Source organism: Micromonospora sp. NPDC005553 (assembly GCF_042871765.1).
In the GTDB taxonomy this organism is placed as follows: Bacteria; Actinomycetota; Actinomycetes; order Mycobacteriales; family Micromonosporaceae; genus Micromonospora.
Map to the genome: position 1 here is coordinate 231,105 of NZ_JBIAJD010000004.1, position 16,716 is coordinate 247,820.

A 16,716-nucleotide genomic window follows, 5' to 3' on the forward strand; every position below is an offset into this window, starting at 1 on the left:
TGGCGAGGTCGTTCGCGGCGCACGCCACCGGACACCGTCGACCCGGTGGCCGACGATGTCCGGTGGCGCTACCGAAGAGTGATCAGCGCAGACCGGCGAAGAGGTCGTCCTCGGGAATCGGCGCGTCCGTCCGGTCCCGCACCCGCAGGAAGGTCTCCACGCCCATCAGCTCGGTGAACCGCTCCTGGCCCAGTTGCAGGAAGAAGATGTTCTCGGTCTGACTGGCGTGCGTGGCCAGCGCGGCGAACTTCTGCGCGCCGTACTTGCTGGTGTCGACCCAGGTGGTGATCTCGTCGTCGGGCAGACCGAGCTGCGGCCCCGACTCCGCGTCCGGCTCGGCCCACTCGACGCCGAGCTCCTTCATGATCCGACCGAACTCCGCGAACGCCGTCTGCGGCACAGTGGTCCAGTAGACCTTCGCCGGAACGTCCGTCTGCTCGACAGCGGCCATGGTGATCCGATGCGCCTGGATGTGGTCCGGGTGGCCGTAGAAACCGTTCTCGTCGTACGTGACGATCACGTCCGGTCGATACTGCCGAATCAGCTCCGCGAGCCGGGCCGCCGCCTCCGCCACCGGCGTGATCCAGAACGCGCCGGGCTGGTCGTTCGTCGGCCAACCCATCATCCCCGAGTCGGCGTAGCCGAGGGTTTCCAGATGGGTGACGTTCAACGTCGCGCAGCTGGCCTCCAGCTCGGCCTGGCGCATCGCCACCACGGCGGCCGGGTCGTGCCCCTCCTCGCCCGGCTTGACCCCACCCGGGCCGTCTCCACATCGCCCGTCGGTGCAGGTCACGAGCACCGTCGTGACCCCTTCGGCGGCATAGCGGGCAAGGACGCCGCCGGTGCTCGTCGCCTCGTCGTCGGGGTGGGCGTGCACCGCCATCAGGGTCAGAGGTCGCTCAGCCATGCCATCACCCTACGGTCATCCGGCTACGGCCCCACGACCTCCACTCGGAACGAGGCGGTCCTCGTCACACCGACCACCGAGTACGACACGATGACGGTCTGCGCACCCGCGGTGCTTTGGTCGTACCCCGAGACCGTGTACCCGCCGCGCCCGTGCGCCAGCACCTCGTCCCGCACCCCGTCGGTGTAATCGGCCGTGACCACGAGACCCGTGTGGTCGAGGAGCTCGCCGACGGCGTACGTGATCCTGGTCGGTGGCGTCCGTACCGCGACGCTCGTCGGGTCGGCGCCCCGCAGCGCGGCATGTTCCGCCTGGGTGAGGGCGAAGACGGTCCCGTGGCGCAGCACGCCGTCCGCCAGGTCGTATGCGGGCTTCCGACTCCAGTCGACCGGCGTCCAGTCGCCCGACGCGAGGTCCGCGCTCCAGTACGGGTGCAACTGCTCCTCCAGGGGCTCACCGGAGGGCGATCCGGACCAGATCTGGTCGGCCCAGAGGTAGTAGCCCGGCCCGCGTACGTCACCCGGGTTCGCCCTGACCACCATCGGCGCTTCGGCGTAGGTGGTGTTCATCGTCCGGTGGGTGATGCAGCTCGCCACCAGTTCCCAGTCGTCCGGCGCAGCGAGAATGGCGGTCGACCGCTCCTGGTAGATGTCCTGCGAGCCGCACGACGGGACGTACGGTGTGACCCCGACGCCGGTGGCCGTCCGGTCGCAGACGAAGCGGTGGTAGGACCCGTCCGTGTCGTCCCGGATGACCACCGCGTCCAGCGCGCCGTGGTGGGGCCGGCCGCACATCACCTGCGCCGGGGTGAACGTCACAAAATCCCGCGTGGTGCTGTAGAGGATCTGGTTCCGGGTGAGCGGGAAGCGGCCACGCGGGTCGGTGCGATCCGGTGTGTAGTACGTGCCGGGGGCGTACATCGACGAGGTCCAGTAGACGACGTAGGCGCCGATCGACTCGTCCCAGATGGCCTCCGGGGCGAACGCCATGCCTGCCTCCTCCGGGGCCACCAGCACATGTCGCTGCTCGGACCAGGTCCGCAGGTCGGTGGACTCCCACACCTCGATGTGCCGGCTGGCGCCGCTCTGCGCCCAGTCCCAGCCCTGCCACCCGTACGCCCGACCGTCGACGTTCAGATCGGTGGCGACGAGGTAGAACCTGTCCCCCTCCGGGGAGCGGACGATGGACGGGTCGCGGACGGCGTGCATGCCCCTGCGGGACCGGAGCGCCGCCTGCCCGTCGTTGACGGCGGCCCAACCGGTCGGATCGTTTCCGATGCTCGCGGCGAGGTAGAGCTGTTGCCCCGCCTGGCTGTTGGATCGGGCAAAGTTGACCATGCCGTAGCGCGAGAACGGGGCCAGCGCGACCGCGGGGCGCTCCTCGGCCTGTGCCATCCGACCACCTTCCGCCGCCACTCGGCTCACCGGAGCGGCATCGTACCCAGTCCGGCATCCGTCGAGCGGTCCTTGTGTGAACGGCGTTCAGGCTCCGGGCAGGTCGCTAGATTCGGGCGTGATCGGCACATCCGAGCAGGTCCGGACGCGGGGAGAAGTCGATGGCAAAGGCCGCTGGCGGGTTCACCGACCTGCGACAGATCGAGGCCGGAGTCCTGAACGTCGGATACGTGGACGCCGGTCCGCCCGACGGGGACGCGGTGATCCTCCTGCACGGCTGGCCCTACGACATCCACAGCTTCGCCGACGTCGTGCCGCTGCTCACCGCGGCCGGCAAGCGGGTCGTCGTCCCCTACCTGCGGGGCTACGGCACGACCCGGTTCCGCTCCGACGACACGATGCGAAACGGCGAACCGGCGGCCATGGGGCAGGACCTCATCGCCCTGATGGACGCCCTGAACATCGAGACCGCGAAGCTCGCCGGGTTCGACTGGGGCGCGCGGACCGCCGATGTCGTCGCCGCGCTGTGGCCCGAACGCTGCCGGGGGCTGGTCTCGGTCAGTGGCTACCTGATCGCCAGCCAGGAGTCCGGTAAGGCGCCGCTGCCGCCGAAGGCGGAGTTGGCGTGGTGGTACCAGTACTACTTCGCCACCGAGCGAGGGCGGGAGGGTTACGACAAGAACCGGCGCGCCTTCAACAAGCTGATCTGGCACACCGCGTCCCCCCAGTGGACGTTCGACGACGCGACGTACGACCGCAGCGCGGCGTCGTTCGACAACCCCGACCACGTCGACATCGTGATTCACAACTATCGGTGGCGGATGGCCCTCGCCGACGGCGAGGCACAGTACGACGACATCGAGAAGCGCCTGGCCACGCAACCGAAGATCACCGTGCCCAGTATTTCCATGGAAGGCGACGCCAACGGCGCGCCCCACGTCGAGCCCACCGTCTACGCCAAGCAGTTCACCGGTCAGTACGAGCACCGGACCGTCGGCGGCGGTGTCGGGCACAACCTGCCGCAGGAGGCGCCGCAGGCATTCGCTGACGCCGTGCTGGAGGTCTGAGCTGCTAGCGCGTCGGACGTTCCACCCGGACCGGGTCGCCGCGAACCAGCCTGTCGTGGACGCGCCACCGGGCGGTGGTGACGGCACGCCGCGCCGCCTCGTCGCCCTGCTCGATGCGGTGGCGCAGCAGGTCCAGGGCGATCCGACGGTTGAGGCTGAACTGCCGCTCCTCGTCCACGACGACCACCAGGCCCGAGGGGCGGTGCGTCGCGCGTACCGCGGTGCTGGCCTTGTTCCGGTGCTGACCCCCCGGCCCGCCGGTGCGGCAGGCGACGATGTCGACGTCCGCCTCGCGAAACGTCGTCGGCCGAGCGTCGCGTTCGGGCGGCTGGGCGGTGACGTACCAGTTCTTCCGGCCGACGCCCGAGCGGTACGGGCTGGGGGCCTGCCAGCACAGTGTCCCGGTCCACGAGGCCGCGAACGCCTCGGCGTCCACGCCGGAGATCCGGATCAGCACCGACCGGTGGGTGCCGGCGCGGTCACCGGGCACCGCCTCGACCTGCTGGATCGTCAGACCTCGGCGGACGCCCTCGTCGCGCAGCCGGTGCAGCAGTTGACTCAGTGCCCAGGCGCACTCCTGCGGCCCACGTCCGGCCGACAACAGCAGGAACGCGGTCATGAGCGGCCTCGCCGGCCGCGGTGGCCCCGCCGCTGCGGGCGTGCGGCGGACCCGAGGTCGGGCGTCTTGTAGGTGACCACTGGCGTCGTGCTGACCACCGGGGTGGCCAGCCGGTGTTCGACCAGGTCGGCGATCACCTGCTCGATGCGCTTGTACGCCGTGGGCGCCTCCTCGAAGAGCAGTTGCCGGTCACCGCACACCACCAGCGAACCTACCGGGGTACGGCGTAGCTCCTCGACCGTGTGCTTGGCCCGGCCCCGCCGCAGGGCGTCGGCGCGCGACATTTTGCGGCCGGCGCCGTGGGCCACCGAATGGTTGGCCTCCGGCCCTGCGTGCGCGGCCACCAGATAGGACGCCGTTCCCCGGGTACCGGCGATCAGGACGTCGCGACCGTCACCCGGTGCCGCGCCCTTGCGGTGCAGGTAGACCCCGTCCCGGACCTCGACCAGGTTGTGGCACTCATCGACGATCGGCGCGGTGGGCTCGGCCCCCAACGCGTGCGCCACCCGGGCGGCCAGCACCCGGCGGTTGAGCGAACCCCAGCGCACGGCGTCGTCGTGCCTGCCCAGGTAGGCGGCGGGGTCGGGGGCCGCCCCGGCGCCGTGGACCTCGGTGTGCTCCCGCAGGATCCGCTCGCCCAGACCACGGGACCCGCTGTGCACGATCAGCACGAGATCGCCGGCGTCGAGCCCGAGCCGGCCCGCGTGCCGCACGTCCAGGACGGTGTCGACGCGGGCCAACTCCACGAAGTGGTTGCCCCGGCCCACCGTCCCGAGGCCGTCGAAATGGCCGGCTGGAACGTCACAGTCGACGGCGGCCCAGGCGGGGTCGTCGGCGTCGCGTACCGGGTCGAGCGCCTGGTCGAGGTCGGGGAACCGGGCGGCGAGCCGTTCCGGTACGGCCCGCTTGAGCGTGATCGGAAACACGGCGATGCCGCAGCCGATGTCGGAGCCGACCAGGAACGGGTAGAGCACTGTCGACGCCATGGCCGCGCCGATGGGCGCACCCTTGCCGGGGTGCAGGTCCGGCATCGCGGCGACGTGCCGCATGCCGTCCAGGGCGGCGACCTGCTGGCACTGTGCGAGCGCATCGGACTCGATCCAGCTCGCGGGAGAGGCGAACACCGTGACGGTGGCCGGGGCGGACGGGGGCAGGGGCTCCCGAGGGAGGTGGTGCTGGGACAAGGAGGCTCATCTCTGGCTGCCAACGTGAAAGGCGGACGGCGTCACGGCCCCCGGGAGGCATCACCGGTGGCGCGGAGCAGGGGGTGGAGTCCGTCAGTACGTCATGGACGTCACTCTGGTCGAGGCGCGCCAGGCACGACAACTGATTTTTCTTCACGACGTACGCTGCCGCGATGAGCGCACCGCGTCGCATCCTGGTCTACGGGGTGTACGGCTCCGGCAAGTCCACCCTCGCGGCGCGATTGGCCGAACACCTCGGACTGCACTGGTATCCGGTGGACGACCTGCTCTGGCAACCGGGCTGGGTCGAGGTGCCGGTCGCCCAGCAACGCAGCCGGATCGAGGAGATCTGCCGACGGGACCGCTGGATCATCGACGGGGCGTACCACGGTTGGCGGGACGTCCCGATGGCCCGCGCCGATCTGGTCGTCGGCCTCGACTATCCACGGTGGCTGTCGTTCGGGCGGTTGCTCCGCCGCACCGTCCGCCGGGTGGTCACCGGCGAGGTGATCTGCAACGGCAACCGCGAGTCGCTGAGCAGTGTGCTGTCCCCGGACTCGATCCTGGTGTGGCACGTCACCGCGTTCGGCCGGGCCCGACGGCGGATGCGGGCCTGGCAGGCCGACCCGTCCGCGCCACCCGTGGTGTTGCTGCGCTCCCCGGCGGAGCTGGAGGTCTGGCTGGCCGGGCTGCCCCGCCGTTGAGCGGCGCGGTCGGCGGCGGTGTCAGGCCGGCCTGAGCGCGCGGCCGAGGACGCAGGGGGAGGAGGGGCTGTTGCTGGTGGCCGGGAAGCGGAACCTGCGCAGCTGCTGCACCTCGAAGCCGGCCGCGCCGATGGCGGCGACGGTGTCGCGGTTGGTGTGGCAGCCGGCGAACAGCTTCGGCCACAGCGTGGCATCGAGGAGTCGTTGGGCCCGGTGCAGACCACTGGCCCCTTCGGCGGCGACGTGCTCGAAGAACCGCACCTCGCCTCCGGGGTGCAGCACCCGGCTGATCTCGGCCAACGCGCTCGCCTGATCGGGCACCGTGCACAACACCAACGCGACCACCGCCGCGTCGAACTCGCCCTTTCCGGCGGGCAGCGCCTCGGCCAGACCGTCGACGACGGTCACCGGGACCGGCGCGGTCGACGCGGCGCGCTCGGCAGCGGCCCGCAGACGCCGCTCCGGTTCGACAGCGAGGACCTCTGTCACCCCCGGCGGGTAGTGGGCGAACATCAGCCCGTTGCCCGCACCGATCTCGATCACCCGACCGGACAGGCCGGCGACCAGCTCCCGCCGGAACGCCGCAGTGCCGGCGCGGTCCATGGCGACGCTGAGTCGCTCGTAGACCCGGGCGAACACCGGGTGGGACACCGTGGCCACGTCGACCTCCTGATCTCCGTCGAACTGTTCTCCGGCGATTGTCCTGCATCCGCGCACGCTTTCCGTCTTACTGGTTGGCAGCACGATCCAACCCAGTGCAGACAGGACGTGGTACGACCATGAAGATCGTCGTCATCGGGGGCAGCGGCCTCATCGGTTCCAAGCTCGTGGAGCGCCTCGGCGCCCAGGGCCACGAGGCGGTGCCGGCATCGCCGAAGACGGGCGTCAACACCCTGACCGGCGAAGGGGTGGCCGACGCGCTCACCGGCGCCGAGGTCGTCGTCGACGTGTCGAACTCGCCGTCGTTCGAGAGCGCCGCCGTACTGGAATTCTTCGAGACCTCGACCCGGACGCTCCTCGCCGCCGCGTCCGACGCCGGGGTGAACCACTACGTGGCGCTCTCCATCGTGGGGTGCGACCGGATCCCGGACAGCGGGTACATGCGCGCGAAGGTTGCCCAGGAGAAGCTCATCGTCGCGTCCGGCCTCCCGTACTCGGTGGTGCACGCCACCCAGTTCTTCGAGTTCCTCAAGGGCATCATCGACACCGCCACGGACGGCGACACCGTGCACCTCGCGCCGGTGCTCATTCAGCCGATGGCCGCGGACGACGTCGCTGCCGCAGTCGCCGAGGTCGCGCTCGGTGCGCCGACGAACTCCGTGGTCGAGGTCGCCGGCCCGGAGCAGTTCCGCCTCGACGAGCTGGGCCGAACCCTCCTCGCCGACCAGCAGGACCGTCGTTCGGTGGTGGCCGACCCCGACGCCCGGTACTTCGGCGCCAAGCTGGGCGAGCGCTCGCTCGTCCCGGCCGACGGCACCCGCCTCGCCGGCACCGCTCTGGACGACTGGCGTACCCGGGCGGGCCGGGGAAACTGAGCCGGCCCGCTACCTCGACGGCCCGGGCGGGTCGCCCCGCCGATCGAGGCGCCGCACCAACTCCTGGACCGCCTGGGTGAACGGCTCGTCGGACTCGTCCGGCCAGTGCCCGTGGATGGGTGGGGCGACGCTGTCTCCGGGGGGCGCCACCACGTCGAGGGGATCACGCTGTCGGCGATCCACCCTGGTAGCCGGGTCGTCGGTGGTGGCCGGCGCGGGTGAGGTATTCGGGGAGAAGATCCAGCCGCCGATCGGGTCGGTGTCGCGCCACAGGTTCACCCAGCGCCACCCCACCCGGCGGCCGATCTCGTGCAGTGCCGCGTCGTCGACGTACGCGGGGAACAGCCGCGCGTAGAGGCGGCGCAGCGGGGATCCGTGGGTGAGCAGGGCGACCCGGTCGCCGATCTGCGGCGGCAGTCGGAGCACCGTGGCGGCCAGCAGAACCGAGCCGTGGCTGTGCCCGGTGAGCAGCACCGCGTCGCCGCGCTCGACGAGGAAGGTGATCCGGCGGGCCAGCTCCGGCACCGCCCGTTCGGAGTAGCAGGGCGGTGCGAACGGGTGGGCGGCCCGCGGCCAGAAGGTACCGAGGTCCCAGAGGACGCCGATGTGCCGGCGGTACGGCTCGGTCCGGTACGCGAAGATGCCGCCGATGATCAGCCCGAGAATGATCGCCGCGATCACCCAGCCACCGAATGCGATGGCGAACGTGATCGCCCCCGCCGGCAACCCGATGTTCCGCTCGATGACGTCGCTCGGGACCTGCCCGAGCAGGCCGATGGTGGTGGTGGCCGTACCGAGTCCGGCGAGGCACCCGTAGAGCACTGCCAGTGGCACCAGCTTCTCGGTGAAGCGAGCCCGGGCTATCGCGTCCCGGACCTGCCGCAGCCGGGGTCCTGCCTCGGCCGGCGGGTCCGGGAAGTCGCGCGCGACTATCGCCGCCGCGGCCCGGCGACGACTCCGGCGGGAGATCAGGATGACGAGGACGGCGACGATCGCGGTGACCAGCACCGACCGGAAGAAGCCGTAGATCGCCCAGGTGTAGGCGCGGGGTGGGCCGGAGGCGATGCCCTCCCCGGTCGGTACGTCGCGGTCCAGGAAGTCCGCCACCCGGCCGACCAGTTCGGCGGAGTACGCGACCGCCATGCTGATCCCGGTGGCGGCGACCACGAGAGCGCCCAGCCCGAACAGCGGGGTGGCGCCGTGCTCCCCGCGCCGGTGCCAGAGCAGCACCACGCCCAGGGCAACCAACAGCGTCGTCTGCGCCACGAACAGACCGGCCATGGTCGGGTCGTAGCCGGGGAGCCCGCGCTCCTGCGGCCACGGCTGCGAGCTGGTCGGCACGTGTGCCACGACGACCACGGTCAGGACGATGGCAGTGCTCCGGAGGGTGCGGGTGACCCGGTCGAGCCGCTTGTCGCCGGGGGCCCTGTCCATCAGCGGGGGTGTGCAGAGCAGCCCCACGCAGGCCGTCAGGAGCACGCCCGTGACCGCCGTCAGCGCGATAGTGGCCAGCGAGGTGTCACCGGCGCCTCGGGCCAGCAGCAGGACGAGGTCCAGCGTCGCGAACGCGGCGGCGACATGGATGGCCCGCAGCCGACCTACGAGCGGTTCGGCGTCCCACTGGCCGACGGTGCCGAGCCGAGACGCGGAGCTGCCCTGATCCGGTGCTCGAAACGCCTCGAAGGTCCGCCCCGGACGGCAGCTCACCCGCCAGATCAGGCCGATCGCGGCAACCGGGACCAGCGCGAGCACCGCCAGTTGCAGTCCGACCGGGCGTCCACCCAACCAGGACAACCAGCTCCGTCCGGCCCGGCAGTCCGGCGAGGCCAGGCACTTCCAGCCGACGAGGTCCAGGGCGACGCCGGCGATGGCGAGCACGTACAACACGGTGAGGGTGAGCGCCAACAGCCGGCACAGGGACTTGACCGTAGCCTCGGCACGTGGGTTCGCCGGGCGCATCCAGATCGCGACGTTGACAAGCATGAAGGGGAGCAGGAAGACCACCGCCAGGGTGCGGGCCACGGTCCCGGAGGGCAGGTCACCCCAGCGGTACGCCTCGAGCGTCACCCCGTGCGCGCCGGTGCTCTCCGAGTACCGGGGACGTGGCCGGTAGAACCCGCCACTGCGGTCACCGGCGACCTGCGCGGTCTGTTGCAGGTCCAGCACCTGCGCGGCGCTCGCGCCGGAGACTCCGTGGACCCGCAGCTCCACGACGTCACCGGAGTCGTCCATCCCACTCAACCGCGTTGATCCATCCGGCGTCCCCCCGAGGCGTCTCGCAGCCCTTGTCCGTGATCCGGCGTCGACGCCACGCGCCGGGTCGCCGGTGACGGCAGAGCCGCGTCTACCCGATCCGGACGCCCTCAATCTCCGCCGGTGGGGTGCTACCGCCCCGGCAGGGCCCGACCGGCGGTCACCGTCGGTTCGGGTACGTCGGTCCGGCCGGTGTTCGCCAACTCGGTGCGGTAGGCGCGCGGCGATAGGCCGGTGGTGCGCTTGAAGGCCACGCTCAGCGCGCTCTCCGAGCCGTACCCGACGGCCTGGGCGATGGTGGCGACGGTGTCGGAGCTGCGCCGGATGCGGTCGGCCGCGAGCTCTATCCGCCACCCGGTCAGGTACTCCAGCGGGCCCACCCCGACGATCTTCTTGAAGCGGGCCGCCAGCGTCGACCGGGAGACGGTCGCCGCCCGGGCGACCTCGTCCACCGTCCACGGGTGCGCCGGTCGCTCGTGCATCGCGCGTAGCGCGGGAGCGACCACCGGGTCGGTGAGACCGGCCAGCCACCCGGAGCCGGGCCGCTCGTCACGGGCCAGGTGCAGCCGAAGGATCCGGATCAGCAGGACGAGCGCCAGATGCTCGGCGACGAGGTGGGAGCCGAGTCGCGTGGATCGCAGTTCCCCGTCGATCTCGCCGAGGGCCCACTGGACGGTCCCGGCCTCCGGGGTGTCGGCGGGCACGTGGATGACCGGTGGAAGGTTGTCCAGCAGAAGGCTGCGTGCCCGCCCGCCAAGGGTGAAAGCGCCGCCGATGAGGAACACGTCGTCACCGTCGCCGGCGTGCGCCACACCGTCGGTGGCGGCGGCGAAAATGGGATGCGCGGGCTGGACCGGCACCTCAGGGTCGCTGAAGAGGGTGTAGGCCGCCGGTCGGGTCAGCAGAAAACAATCGCCCGTACCGAGGTCGATCGGCTCGGCGTGGCCGTCGACCCGCAGCGAACATCGGCCCCGCCGGACGGCGTTGAACTTGACCCCGGCCGGGGGGTCGAAACCGACGGCCCAGCGTCCGCCTCCGACCAGACCGGCGGAGACGTGGCTCGTCGCGCCGAGCAGGACCAGGACGTCCTCCAGCGGATCCATCCCCACCTCTTCTGGACGCTCACGAAAGTATGACGGACTCCAGGCTATAGGCAGTCCGACCCGGGCGTTCGTAGCCTGGGTTTCATGACAGCGAACCCACGCCTCACCACCCCGTTCAACGCCCGCACCACGGCCGCCGAGGTCCTCCACGGTGTCGACCTCGCCGGACGCCGGATGATCGTCACCGGGGGCGCGTCCGGCATCGGTGTGGAGACGGTGCGCGCGTTGGCCGGGGCCGGCGCCGAGGTCACCATCGCGACCCGGAATCCTCGGGCGGCCGACCGGCTCGCCGAGGAGTTCGCCACCGATGCCACGGTGGGCACGGTCCGGTCGTCCGCCCTCGACCTTTCCGACCTGGCCTCGGTCGACGCCTTCGTCGCGGCCTGGCAGGGCCCGCTCGACGTGCTGGTGGCCAATGCCGGAATCATGGCGCTCCCGACCCGCCAGCTGACCGCCGTGGGCTGGGAACTCCAGCTCGCGACGAACCACCTCGGCCACTTCGCGCTGGCCCGGGGCCTGCACGACAATCTGCGGGCCGCCGAGGCGGCCCGGGTCGTGATGGTCAGCTCCGGTGCGCACCTTGCCGCGCCGTTCGACTTCGACGACCCGCAGTTCGAGCAGCGCCCGTACGACCCATGGTCGGCCTACGGTCAGTCGAAGACCGCGGAGGTCCTGCTCGCGGTGGGAATCACCCGCCAGTGGGCGAGGGAAGGAATCACCGCGAACGCCCTCAACCCCGGGTACATCTTCACCAACCTCCAGCGCCACATCGACGACGACACGATGCGGGCGATGGGCGCGATGGACGAGGCGGGCAACCTCATCGAGGCGGAGTACTACAAGAGGCCCGACCAGGGCGCGTCGACCACAGTGCTGCTCGCCGGCTCACCCCTGCTCGACGGGGTCGGCGGTCGGTACTTCGACGACAACCAGGAGGCCGAGGTCGTTCCCGGTGGGCCCGACGCCACCGGCGGAGTCGCCGCCCACGCGTTGGACCCGGCCGCGGCCGACCGGCTCTGGGCGTACGCCGAGAAGACGCTCACCTCGCGCTGAGGGCGGCCGGGCCGTGCCGGCCGAGGATTGAGCCGGTCGTGGCGGGGTAGGTGCCGCCATGGTCGCTGCCGGTCGGCGCGGAGCGGACGCGGGCCCCTCGACCGTCGTCCGGCTCCTGGACCGCGTGGGGGCCGCCTTACGCGAGCGGGTCCGCCGGGTACGGACCATCGGCGGCCTCGCCCTGCAGGCCGGCCTGGCCGCTGGGCTGTCCTGGTTCGTGGCGCACTCGCTGCTGCAGGTGTCGCAGCCGGTCTTCGCGCCGATCTCCGCCGTCTCGACGCTCGCCGCATCGGTCGGCCAGCGGCTGCGTCGCACCGTCGAGCTGATCATCGGGGTCACCGTCGGCGTGCTGATCGGCGACCTGCTCCTTGTGGTGATCGGCACCGGTTGGTGGCAGCTCGCCCTGATCGTCGTGCTCGCGATCGTCGTCGCGCTCTTCCTCGCGGGTAGCGCGGCGGTGGTGATCCAGGCGGGGGCGACGGCGGTGCTCATCGCCACGCTCAGCCCGGCCGTCCGGGATCTGGAGATCCCCCGGTTCGTGGATGCGCTCGTCGGGGGAGGGGTGGCGCTGCTGGTCACCGCCGTGTTGCTGCCGTTGAACCCGCTGCGGGTGCTCAACCGGGCCGCGCGGCCGGCGTTGGACCTCCTCGCGACCCAGCTCGACGCCACCGCCGAGGCGCTGACCGAGCGGGATGCCGCTCGGGCCCGTACCGCCCGGGGTGAGCTGCGGCAGAGCGCGGGCCGGTTGAAGGCGTTCGTCGAGGCGACCCAGGGCGCCCGGGAGGCGAGCACCCTGTCGCCGGTGTACTGGCATCAACGGCGCGGACCGGTGGGCCGCTACGCGCAGGCCGCGGAGCCGATCGACCGGGCGATGCGCAACAGCGGCACCCTGATCCGACGGTCGGTGACGCTCATCGAGGACGGCGAACCGGTACCGGAGTCGTTGCCGACGGCGGTGGCGGACCTCGCCGAGGCGGTCCGCCTGCTGAAGCGGCAGTTCGCCGCCGGCACCGAGCCGAACCGGGCCCGCGAGCAGGCGCTGCGGGCGGTCCGGACGGCCGGGCACGCCTACCGAAACGGTGTCGGCTTCTCCGGCGCGGTGGTGGTGGCACAGGTCCGGACGACCGTCAGTGACCTCCTGGTCGCCTCCGGGTTGCGCCAGGAGGACGCGAATCACCTGGTCCGGAGGCTTTTCGGCGACCTCTGAGACTTGGCTGACCCCCGGCGGGGCCAGTTGGTGGCATCTTGCTGAGCCATGACTGTTGCACTCTGAGCCAAAGTGGTGCCATGATGGCGCCATGGAGCTGAGGTCATACGTCGAGAACCTGCGTAACGAGTTCGCCGTGGCCGCGGAGGGCGTGGACCCGGAGGCCCGGGCGTTGGCCGAACGACTCTTCGCGCAGTTGGAGGCGGCCACCCGTCTCACGCTGCTCGAAGCGCTGTCCGACGCGGCCGACGAGATCACCCGCGACCTCGCACCGGGCTCGGTGCACGTTCGGCTGCGCGGGCGCGAGCCCGACTTCGTGGTGGCACCCGCCAACCTGCCGGTCGAGGCGGCGAGCGAGGCGAGCGGCCCGCCGCCGCTGTCGGTGCCGGTGTCCGCGCCCGAGGGTGACGAGGGCGGCACCTCACGGATCAACCTGCGGCTGCCCGACCATTTGAAGGCCAGCGTCGAGGAGGCCGCCGGGCGCGCCGGGCTCTCCGTCAACGCCTGGTTGGTGCGCGCCGTCGCCGGTGCCATCGGTGGGGGCGAGGCGGAGCGTCGTCCGCCCCGCCGTCCGGAGCCACGCTCCGGCCAGCACTTCACCGGCTGGGCCCGCTAACCCCCCACTTACCCCACCTCATCACGCCGCTGACCAGCGGCGACCTTCGCCGACCACCTTTCGGGAGACCACCATGCCTGTTTTCGACACGCCAGAAGCGATTCTCGCCCGGATCGAGATCCCGGTCGGGGACGTGTGGATCGCGGCCAGCGACCGCACCGACACGGTGGTGACCGTGCGGCCCCGCGACCCGTCGAGCAAGGCCGACCTGAGCGCCGCGGAGCAGACCACTGTCGAGTACGCCGCCGGACAGCTGGTGGTCAGGGTGCCGAAGAGCTGGCGTCGCTACGGGTTCGGTGCTGGACCGTCGGTCGACGTCCTGATCGAGCTGCCGACCGGATCGGGCGTACAGGCCGAGTCGTCGTGGGCGGCGTTCCGCTGCGAGGGTCGGCTCGGCGAGTGCCGCATCAAGACCGGTGGCAACATCCGGCTCGACGAGACCGGGCAGCTGGACATCGACTCCAGTCACGGCGAGGTCGCGGCCGAGCGCGTCCTCGGCTCCGCCCGGGTGAAGGTGTCGTCCGGCAAGGTGCGTCTCGGGGTCGTCGACGGTAGCGCCGAGATCAAGAACTCCTCCGGTGACTGCTGGATCGGTAGCGGTGGCGGCGCCGTCCGGATCAACACGGCCTACGGCGACGTCACAGTGGACACCGCACTGGCCTCGGTGACGGCCCGTACCGCCTACGGCAACCTCCGGCTGGGCGAGGTCGTCCGGGGGGTTGTCGAGTTGCAGACCTCCTACGGCGCCATCGAGGTCGGCATCCGTCGCGGGACGGCCGCGTGGCTGGACGTCAGTTCCAAGCACGGCCGTGTGCACAACGCGCTGGAGTCGACCGACAGCCCGGCGCAGACCGACGAGACGGTCGAGGTCCGGGCGAACACCTCCTTCGGCGACATCATGATCCGCCGCGCCTGACCCACCGACCCGCCGACCACAGATGAGGAGACCATGACCAGTTCCATGAACCCCGCGATCGTCGCCACCGACCTGCGTAAGTCCTACGGCGACAAGGTCGTGCTGAACGGCATCGACCTGATGATCACCGAGGGCACCATCTTCGCGTTGCTCGGTCCGAACGGCGCCGGCAAGACCACCACCGTGCAGATCCTCTCCACCCTGATCGACGCCGACGGCGGTAACGCCCGTGTCTTCGGCCACGACCTGACCCGGGAACCCGACGCGGTACGCGCGCTGATCGGCGTCACCGGCCAGTTCTCCGCCGTCGACAACCTGCTCACCGGTCGGGAGAACCTGACCCTGATGGCCGACCTGTGCCACCTGGACAGGGCCGCCGGCCGGCGGCGGATCGCCGACCTGCTCGACCAGTTCGACCTGACCGAGGCGGCGGGCAAGCCGGCGTCCACGTACTCCGGCGGCATGCGCCGCCGGCTCGACCTCGCGATGACCCTGGTCGGCGAGCCCCGCGTCATCTTCCTCGACGAGCCGACCACCGGCCTCGACCCGCGCAGCCGCCGGGCCATGTGGCACATCATCCGCGCACTCGCCGCCGAGGGCGTGACCATCCTGCTCACCACGCAGTACCTGGAGGAGGCCGACCAGCTCGCCGACCGGGTGGCGTTCCTCGACCACGGCCGGCTGATCGCGGAGGGCACGCCGCGCGAGCTCAAGCGGCTCATCCCGGGCGGCCACGTCGTGTTGCAGTTCGCCGACCAGGAGGGGCTCGACTCGGCGGCCCGGACGTTCGAGGCCGCCACCCGCGACGACGCGGCGCTCACCCTCCAGGTGCCGAGTGACGGAGGGGTCGGGTCGCTGCGATCCCTGCTCGACCAGCTCGACCACGCCTCGATCAGCGTGGCGGGGCTCTCCGTGCACACCCCCGACCTCGACGACGTCTTCCTCACCCTCACCGGGCAGCCCGACACCCGGGCCAGCCGACCCGACAACGAAAGGGCTCCCGCGCGATGAGCACCCTCTCCCTCGCCGTCCGCGACTCGAGCACCATGCTGCGGCGAAACCTGCTGCACATGCGGCGGTACCCGTCGATGACGTTCCTGCTCATGGGCATCCCGATCGTCATCCTGCTGCTCTTCGTCTACGTCTTCGGCGGCACGCTCGGCGCCGGTCTCGGCCCGTCCGGCGGCCGCTCCCAGTACGCCAACTACGTCACCCCCGGCATCCTGCTCATCACAGTGGTCAGCGCAGCGCAGGGCACCGCCATCTCGGTCGCGATGGACATGACCGAGGGGATCATCGCCCGGTTCCGCACGATGTCGATCTTCCGACCGTCAGTCCTGACGGGTCACGTACTGGGCAGCCTGGTGCAGACCATGCTCAGCCTTGCGGCCGTCACCGTCGTGGCGCTGCTGGTCGGGTTCCGGCCCAACGCGAACGCGGTCGAGTGGCTCGCGGCGGTCGGCGTACTCGCCATGATCACCTTTGCGCTGACCTGGCTGTCCGTCGCCCTCGGCCTGGTCAGTGACAGTGTCGAGACGGCGAGCAACCTGCCCATGCCGCTGATCCTCCTGCCGTTCCTCGGCAGCGGGTTCGTCCCCACCGACTCCATGCCGACCGCCGTGCGGCTGTTCGCGGACTACCAGCCCTTCACGCCCGTCATGGAGACCCTTCGCGGCCTGCTCCTGGGCACCGGGATCGGCGCCAACGGGATCATCGCGGTCGTCTGGTGCGCCGTCATCACAGTGGGTGGCTTCCTGTGGGCCAAGGCCCTGTACAACCGCAACCGGACGGCCTGATCCGACCGGCGCGTCCCGGTGCCACCGCAGCGGAGAGCCGGCGGCTCGGCCCACAGGGTCGGGCCGCCGGCTCGTGGCGTCGCGCGACCGGCGGCGCGAGTGTGAGGTTGGGCGGCGGGCCGGCGGGTCGGCGGCGCGAGTGGGGTCGGGCGACGGGTCGGCGGGTCGGCGGGTCAGCGGCGCGAGTGTGGGGTCGGGCGACGGGTCGGCGGCGCGAGTGCGTGCTCGACCCGGCGTTCGGAAGCACGCCGCCCCGCCCCTGCCACCCCGCCCCGCCCCTGCCACCCCGCCCCGCCCCTGCCACCCCGCCCCGCCCCTGCCACCCCGCCCCGCCCCTGCCACCCCGCCCCGCCCCTGCCACC

Annotated in this window: 16 protein-coding genes; 9 read left to right on the plus strand and 7 right to left on the minus strand. The window is 71.5% G+C overall.

What is annotated here, in order from left to right:
• Window positions 1-82 precede the first annotated feature (82 nt).
• Entirely contained in the window at window positions 83-907 is an 825-nt protein-coding gene (locus ACFYPG_RS18260; RefSeq protein ID WP_387352957.1) for a PIG-L family deacetylase, read from the minus strand.
• 23 nt (window positions 908-930) lie between these two features.
• The gene (locus ACFYPG_RS18265; RefSeq protein WP_387352959.1) at window positions 931-2,301 is read right to left on the minus strand and encodes a bacterial Ig-like domain-containing protein; all 1,371 of its coding nucleotides are present in this window, start codon (window positions 2,299-2,301) and stop codon (window positions 931-933) included.
• A 161-nt stretch (window positions 2,302-2,462) separates the two neighbouring features.
• Here ACFYPG_RS18265 and ACFYPG_RS18270 point away from each other — a divergent pair, with 161 nt between their 5' ends.
• The gene (locus ACFYPG_RS18270) at window positions 2,463-3,368 is read left to right on the plus strand and encodes an alpha/beta fold hydrolase (protein WP_387352960.1); all 906 of its coding nucleotides are present in this window, start codon (window positions 2,463-2,465) and stop codon (window positions 3,366-3,368) included.
• A 4-nt stretch (window positions 3,369-3,372) separates the two neighbouring features.
• On the opposite strand, the gene prfH is transcribed toward ACFYPG_RS18270, so the two are convergent.
• Together prfH and ACFYPG_RS18280 are read right to left on the minus strand one after the other, a co-directional pair.
• The gene (gene prfH, locus ACFYPG_RS18275; RefSeq protein ID WP_387352961.1) at window positions 3,373-3,987 is read right to left on the minus strand and encodes a peptide chain release factor H; all 615 of its coding nucleotides are present in this window, start codon (window positions 3,985-3,987) and stop codon (window positions 3,373-3,375) included.
• Window positions 3,984-5,171 (minus strand): RNA ligase RtcB family protein, encoded by a 1,188-nt coding sequence (locus tag ACFYPG_RS18280; protein ID WP_387352963.1) that lies wholly within the window; start codon window positions 5,169-5,171, stop codon window positions 3,984-3,986. The genes prfH and ACFYPG_RS18280 overlap by 4 nt, the downstream gene beginning before the upstream one ends.
• A gap of 173 nt (window positions 5,172-5,344) precedes the next feature.
• Here ACFYPG_RS18280 and ACFYPG_RS18285 point away from each other — a divergent pair, with 173 nt between their 5' ends.
• The gene (locus ACFYPG_RS18285; protein ID WP_355006892.1) at window positions 5,345-5,875 is read left to right on the plus strand and encodes an adenylate kinase; all 531 of its coding nucleotides are present in this window, start codon (window positions 5,345-5,347) and stop codon (window positions 5,873-5,875) included.
• Window positions 5,876-5,896: 21 nt separating this feature from the next.
• Here ACFYPG_RS18285 and ACFYPG_RS18290 read toward each other — a convergent pair whose 3' ends face one another.
• A complete protein-coding gene (locus tag ACFYPG_RS18290; RefSeq protein WP_387352965.1) occupies window positions 5,897-6,535 on the minus strand; it encodes a class I SAM-dependent methyltransferase in 639 nt (212 codons plus the stop codon).
• Between the two features lie 95 nt (window positions 6,536-6,630).
• Here ACFYPG_RS18290 and ACFYPG_RS18295 point away from each other — a divergent pair, with 95 nt between their 5' ends.
• Complete coding sequence (locus ACFYPG_RS18295) at window positions 6,631-7,410, plus strand: SDR family oxidoreductase (RefSeq protein WP_387352967.1); 780 nt, start codon at window positions 6,631-6,633, stop codon at window positions 7,408-7,410.
• A gap of 9 nt (window positions 7,411-7,419) precedes the next feature.
• Here ACFYPG_RS18295 and ACFYPG_RS18300 read toward each other — a convergent pair whose 3' ends face one another.
• Complete coding sequence (locus tag ACFYPG_RS18300) at window positions 7,420-9,642, minus strand: hypothetical protein (RefSeq protein WP_387352968.1); 2,223 nt, start codon at window positions 9,640-9,642, stop codon at window positions 7,420-7,422.
• A gap of 152 nt (window positions 9,643-9,794) precedes the next feature.
• Window positions 9,795-10,766 (minus strand): AraC family transcriptional regulator, encoded by a 972-nt coding sequence (locus ACFYPG_RS18305; RefSeq protein ID WP_387352969.1) that lies wholly within the window; start codon window positions 10,764-10,766, stop codon window positions 9,795-9,797.
• Between the two features lie 84 nt (window positions 10,767-10,850).
• Here ACFYPG_RS18305 and ACFYPG_RS18310 point away from each other — a divergent pair, with 84 nt between their 5' ends.
• From ACFYPG_RS18310 to ACFYPG_RS18335, 6 genes are all read left to right on the plus strand, one after another.
• Entirely contained in the window at window positions 10,851-11,819 is a 969-nt protein-coding gene (locus ACFYPG_RS18310) for an SDR family NAD(P)-dependent oxidoreductase (protein WP_387352971.1), read from the plus strand.
• A 58-nt stretch (window positions 11,820-11,877) separates the two neighbouring features.
• Window positions 11,878-13,026, plus strand: a complete 1,149-nt coding sequence (locus ACFYPG_RS18315) for an FUSC family protein (protein WP_387352973.1) — start codon at window positions 11,878-11,880, stop codon at window positions 13,024-13,026.
• Window positions 13,027-13,117: 91 nt separating this feature from the next.
• Complete coding sequence (locus ACFYPG_RS18320) at window positions 13,118-13,642, plus strand: hypothetical protein (RefSeq protein WP_355006885.1); 525 nt, start codon at window positions 13,118-13,120, stop codon at window positions 13,640-13,642.
• 73 nt (window positions 13,643-13,715) lie between these two features.
• Window positions 13,716-14,558 (plus strand): DUF4097 domain-containing protein, encoded by an 843-nt coding sequence (locus tag ACFYPG_RS18325; protein ID WP_387352975.1) that lies wholly within the window; start codon window positions 13,716-13,718, stop codon window positions 14,556-14,558.
• Between the two features lie 33 nt (window positions 14,559-14,591).
• The gene (locus ACFYPG_RS18330) at window positions 14,592-15,569 is read left to right on the plus strand and encodes an ATP-binding cassette domain-containing protein (protein ID WP_387352977.1); all 978 of its coding nucleotides are present in this window, start codon (window positions 14,592-14,594) and stop codon (window positions 15,567-15,569) included.
• Entirely contained in the window at window positions 15,566-16,354 is a 789-nt protein-coding gene (locus tag ACFYPG_RS18335) for an ABC transporter permease (protein WP_355006882.1), read from the plus strand. The genes ACFYPG_RS18330 and ACFYPG_RS18335 overlap by 4 nt, the downstream gene beginning before the upstream one ends.
• Window positions 16,355-16,716 lie beyond the last annotated feature (362 nt).